Annotated in this window: 4 protein-coding genes and 1 pseudogene; all 5 read left to right on the forward strand. The window is 73.2% G+C overall.

Features of this window, described 5'->3' with window-relative positions; all coding sequences use genetic code 11:
• Positions 1–1,288: 1,288 nt before the first annotated feature.
• Positions 1,289–2,356 (forward strand): type III polyketide synthase, encoded by a 1,068-nt coding sequence (locus ACFVYL_RS37620; RefSeq protein ID WP_389724756.1) that lies wholly within the window; start codon positions 1,289–1,291, stop codon positions 2,354–2,356.
• A gap of 88 nt (positions 2,357–2,444) precedes the next feature.
• Positions 2,445–2,969, forward strand: a pseudogene (locus ACFVYL_RS37625) (cupin domain-containing protein); the annotation flags it as partial.
• Between the two features lie 119 nt (positions 2,970–3,088).
• A complete protein-coding gene (locus tag ACFVYL_RS37630; protein ID WP_389724759.1) occupies positions 3,089–4,252 on the forward strand; it encodes a DegT/DnrJ/EryC1/StrS family aminotransferase in 1,164 nt (387 codons plus the stop codon).
• The gene (locus ACFVYL_RS37635; RefSeq protein WP_389724761.1) at positions 4,249–5,292 is read left to right on the forward strand and encodes a class I SAM-dependent methyltransferase; all 1,044 of its coding nucleotides are present in this window, start codon (positions 4,249–4,251) and stop codon (positions 5,290–5,292) included. The genes ACFVYL_RS37630 and ACFVYL_RS37635 overlap by 4 nt, the downstream gene beginning before the upstream one ends.
• 55 nt (positions 5,293–5,347) lie before the next feature.
• The coding region (locus tag ACFVYL_RS37640; protein WP_389718649.1) for a flavodoxin domain-containing protein at positions 5,348–5,460 on the forward strand (113 nt) is incomplete at its 3' end.

Below are 5,460 nucleotides of genomic sequence, written 5' to 3' on the forward strand. Positions count from 1 at the left end.
CCTGCTGTTCGACGGCGCCGGCCGCCGGGCGGCCGTTGCCGGCGAGGACGCTGAGTGCAGGGGCGGCGCCCCGCTCCCCGGCGCCCCGCCCCCCCCCCGGCGCCCCGCTCCCCGGCGGCGGGATCGTCGCCGGTAGGGGAAGACCGTGCGGCCTGCCAGGGGTACTCAAGGGGGGCGGGTGACTGTCTGGTGTGGCCGGGTGGGAGCGGCGGGCGGTCCGCCCCCGGAACCCGCCCCGCCCCCCAACCTCCCGCGTCTCCCGCCCGGTTGGCCCGCGCGTACCCGCCCCGCCGGCCGGCCGCGGCCGCGGCGGATCCGGACGGGAAGCCTCCGCGCCCCGTGGTGCACCGGACCCGCGGGCCGTGACCTACGTCACTTTCGGGGGGCCTTGGTGCGGGGGCGGCATCCGTGTCACTATTTCTGCACGACTTCCCTGCCCAAAGCCGTTTCTGAGGCGGTGGGTTGCATGTCGTAGCGCCGCGCACGGGCCGTGCCGAGTTCCGCATCCCCTGGCGGCGCCGCTTCCCCCCTTTCCGTATGTCCGTAAAGCCCTTCTGCCGTGATGCGCTGGTGCGCCGACGGCCGGCGGGCGGGCCGGCCGGGGGAGTCCTCTTCCCCCCTCTTTGTGGCGGGCCGTCTGCTGATCGGCCCGGCCGTGTACGCAAGGCACCTGAACCATCCCCGGCGGCCGCGCGTTCTGGCCCCCCGCTTCCCCCACGCCCCCCTTTTTTTCGGCCCGGCCGGCCCCCGCCGTCCGGGCCACCGGCCTGTCCGGCCCCGGCACCCGCCCGGCGCCGGCCCGCCGGCACAGGAGGGCCGGCGCCCGCACCCCGCCGCCCTCGGCCTCCCCGGAACCAGCCCCTGCCAGGGCCGGGTCCGGGGCCCGACCCCCGGACCCGAGGGGCCTACCGCACGCGGGGGCCAAAGCCCGGACCCAGGCCCAGGCCCGGACCCGGGGGCCGTACCGCACGCGGGGGCCAGAGCCCAGGCCCAGGCCCAGGCCCAGGCCCTGGCCCGGGCCCGGGCCCGGGTCCGGACCCGGGTCCGTTGATCCCGTACCGCCTTCGGCCGCCTCCGTGCCGCCGCCCCACCGCCTCACCGCCCACCGCCCGCCCGCCGGGCCCGGGCGGGGGGCCGGGGCGGGCGGGTTCCGGAGGCGGCCGAAGGCGGTACGGCAGGCGCCGTCACCGCTGCCCCTGCCGTCGCCCGAAAGGGGGGCGGCAGCCGGGAGTGCGCGAACGCTTCTTCACGTGCAGAAGGCAGACTCTAGAGAAAGTGGATTCCCGATATGCCGAGGCTATGCAAGCCGTCAGTGCGTGTGCCGGAATACGTCATCACAGCGGAAGAGACGGTGGAATTCGCCGAGAAGGTCCACGCCGGAAAGCCGCAGCTTCCCCTGGCACTCAGGCTGATCCGCAACACGGGGGTGCAGAAGCGGCATATCGTGCAGCCCATCGAGCAGACCCTGCGCCACCCGGGCCTGACCGAACGCAACCGTATCTACGAGGCCGAGTCCAAAAAGCGCACCCCCGAGGTCGTCGTGGAGGCCCTGGCCAACGCCGGGGTGAACGCCCGCGACATCGACGCGATCATCTATGTGTCGTGCACCGGGTTCCTGATGCCCTCGCTGACCGCCTGGCTCATCAACAAGATGGGCTTTCGCTCCGACACCCGCCAGATCCCCATCGCGCAGCTGGGCTGCGCGGCGGGCGGCGCCGCGATCAACCGCGCCCACGACTTCTGCGCGGCCCACCCCGGCAGCAACGTCCTGATCGTCGCCTGCGAGCTGTGCTCGCTGTGCTACCAGCCCGACATGGACGACATCGGCTCGCTGCTCTCCGACGGCCTGTTCGGCGACGCGGTCGCGGCCGCCGTGGTGCGCGGCACCGGCGGCACCGGCATCGAACTGGAGCGCAACTCCTCCTACCTCATCCCCAACACCGAGGACTGGATCTCCTACTCGGTGCGCGACACCGGCTTCCACTTCCAGCTCGACCGCCGGGTGCCCGGCACGATGGAACCGCTGGCCCCGGTGCTGCGCGAGTTCGCCGCCGGCCACCGGTGGGACGCCTCCAACCTCGACTTCTACATCATCCACGCCGGCGGGCCGCGCATCCTCAACGACCTCGCCAAGTTCCTCGATGTGGACCGCAAGGTCTTCCGCCACAGCTGGGCGACGCTGACCGAGTACGGCAACATCGCCAGCGCCGTCGTCCTGGACGCCGCGCTGCGCCTGTTCGAGGAGGACACCCCGATGCCCGACGCCACCGGCCTGATCGCCGGGTTCGGCCCCGGCATCACCGCCGAGATGGCCCTGGGCCGCTGGGCCGGCGACACCCCGCCCGCCGCCGGCTGACCCCGCCCCGCCCCCCGGCCCCTCGGGGGCTCTCTCTTTTTTCGCGCCGCGCGCCGTACGCGCCGATCCTTTAAGGAAACCCACACCCATGACAGGCAGCCTGATCGTCCCGCCCGGCGGGGGACGCAAGCTGGTCACCCCGGCGCAGGAGGTGACCTTCAAGGCCACGCACGCGCAGGGCTCGGCCGTCTCCATCTTCGAGGTGGTCGTGCCGCCCGGCTTCGACGTCGGCGCCCACGTCCACCACGAGTCCCAGGAGTTCTTCTACGTCCTTCAGGGCGAGCTGGACCTGATGTGCTTCGAGCCGACCGAACGCACCACGGACACCTGGCACCACTGGCGCTCCGCGAGCGGCGAGCGGGTCATCCGCGCGGGCGAGGGCGGCTGCATGTTCGTGCCCTCCGGCATCCCGCACGCCTTTCGCAACGCCACCGACAAGCCGGTCACGATGCTCTTCCAGAGCTTCCCCTCACCCGACCACGAGCGCTACTTCGAAGAGATCGCGGAGATCTGGGCGCGCGGCACCACCGTGGACCCCGCGGCCGTGGAGGAGATGCGCAAGCGCTACGACGTCGAGGAACTGACCCCGCTGCGGTTCCAGCCGGCCACCCCCCAAGACCCCCAAGACCCCCAAGAACCCCAAGACCCCCAAGAGTCCCAGGGTGCCCAAGGCACCCAAGAATCCCCAAGCCTCCAAGGCTCACCAGGGCCCCAAGGGCAAGGACAGGGAGAGTGACCGCCGTGACCTCCGCCATCCCGCTGGTCCATGCCAGCCTGGGCGAGCAGGAACTGGCCGCCGTCGCCGAGGTGTTCGCCTCCGGCTGGCCGGCCGGCCAGGGCCCCCGGGGCAAGGCCCTGGAAGCCCAGCTCGCCCAGCGCTACGCCATGGACGCGGTCGCCCTGAGCAACTGCGGCGCCGCCCTGCACCTGGCCCTGCTCGCCCTGGGCGTCCAGGGCGGCGACGAAGTCATCGTCGCCGACTACACCTTCCCCGCCCCCGCCCACGCGGTGCGCTACCTGGACGCGGTGCCCGTCTTCGCCGACGTGCGCCCCGACACCCACACCATCGACGTGCAGGCGGTCGCCGACCTCATCACCCCGCGCACCACCGGCATCATCGCGGTGGACACCGTCGGCCTGCCCGCCGACTACCAGCAGCTGCAGGAACTGGCCACCCGGCACGGCCTGTTCCTCATCGAGGACGCCGCCTGCGCGGTCGGCGCCACCTACCAGGGCCGCCAGGCCGGCGCCCTGGCCCCCATCTCCTGCCTGTCCTTCCACGGCCGCAAGGGCGCCACCAGCGGCGAGGGCGGCGCCCTGCTGGCCAGCGACCCGGCGATCGCCGCCGACGCCCGGCTGCGCTCCTCCTTCGGCATCGGCAGCATCTTCGACCAGTCCAAGATCGTCGGCCTGCCCGTGCCGGAATTCACCGAGGTCGGCTACAACTTCAAACTCTCCGACATCGCCGCGGCCATCCTGCAGGTCCAGATCGGCCGGATCGATGAACTCCTGGCCCGGCGCACCGCGGTGGCCGCCGCCTACGGCGAACTCCTGGCCGGCGAGGAACTGCTGAGCCTGCCGCAGGTCCCCGCCGACCGCACCCACGCCTGGCAGTCCTACCTGGTCGCCCTGGACCCCAGCGTGGACCGGGCGGCCCTGGCCGGCGACCTGCGCGGCCAGGGCATCGGCTGCGGCCACGGCACCTGGGCCAGCCACCTGCAGCCGGTCTTCGCGGGCAAGCAGACCTGCCCCGTCTCCGCCGACCTGTTCGCCCGCCACCTGGCCATCCCCATGCACGCCGAACTCACCACCGACCAGATCGAACGGGTCGTCACGGCGCTGCGCACCGCCCTTCGCACCCACGCGGCCCCCACGGGCCGGGGAGGAACCGCATGAGCGAGCACCAGCCCACCCCGGACACCAGCCCGGACACCAGCCCGGACACCAGCCCGGACACCAGCCCGGACACCATCCTCCGGCTGATCAACGGCTACTGGTCCACCGGCATCCTGGGCGCCGCCGCCGAGCACCGGGTCTTCACCCACCTGGAGAACGGCGCGGACAGCGCCGCCGAGCTCGCCCGGCGCGCCCAGATCAGCGAACGCGGCGCCCAGACCCTGCTGGACGGCCTGGTCAGCATCGGCCTGACCACCCTGGCCCGCGGCTCCTACCGCAACACCGCCGCCGCCTCGGCCTACCTGGTCGCCGGCCGGCCCGCCGACCTGTCCGCGCTGGCCCGCCTCAAGCTCACCCACATGGGCAAGCTGGCCGCGCTGCCCGAGGTGGTCCGCGCCGGCGGCCCGGTCAGCGACCCGGCCACCGAAGTCGCCGACAACCCCCACTGGGGCGAGGTCGTGCCGGCCATCGCCGCCCAGTCGGTGCCCGCCGCCGCCGTCGCCGCCGACGTCCTGCACCTGGCCGAGGCCGGCCCGCTGTCCATCCTGGACATCGGCGGCGGCTCGGGCATCTACTCCGCCACCTGGCTCGAGCGCAACCCCGCCGCCCGCGCCACCCAGCTGGACTGGGAACCCATCAACGCCATCGCCCGCCGCCTGCTCGCCGAACGCGGCCTGAGCGACCGCTTCACCTGCATCGACGGCGACTTCCACACCACCGACTTCGGCCGCGGCACCTACGACGTCGCGCTCTACTCCCACATCGCCCACCAGGAAGGCCCCGAGGACAACGTCGCGGTCTTCACCCGCCTCAAGGACGCCCTCAAGCCCGGCGGCGCCCTGGTGGTGTGCGACTACGTCGTCGACGACGACCGCGCCGGGCCGGCCTTCCCGCTGCTCTTCGCCTCCGAAATGCTCCTGAAGTCCCAGCAGGGCGGCACCTGGCGGCGCGCGGACTACCACGCCTGGCTCACCAAGGCCGGCTTCGGCGACATCACCTTCCACGCCGCCCCGCCCGCCACCCTGGTCATCGCCCGCTAGCCCCACCCCGGGCACGCAGCACCCGCAGCACCCGCACACCGAAAAGGACAGCACCGTGGAACCTGTGAACGTGGCAATCATCTATTACAGCGCGACCGGCAACGTGCACACGCTGGCCCAGGCCGTGGCCGAGGGTGCGGAGAAGTGCGGGGCGACGGTGCGGCTGCG

It is taken from the genome of Streptomyces sp. NPDC058308 (assembly GCF_042880275.1).
Lineage (GTDB): Bacteria > Actinomycetota > Actinomycetes > Streptomycetales > Streptomycetaceae > Streptomyces.

Excerpts from the sequence above, each read along its gene's own strand:
- ACFVYL_RS37620 (WP_389724756.1), top strand. The coding sequence starts at position 1,289 with ATGCCGAGGCTATGCAAGCCGTCAGTGCGTGTGCCGGAATACGTCATC.
- ACFVYL_RS37635 (WP_389724761.1), top strand. The coding sequence starts at position 4,249 with ATGAGCGAGCACCAGCCCACCCCGGACACCAGCCCGGACACCAGCCCG.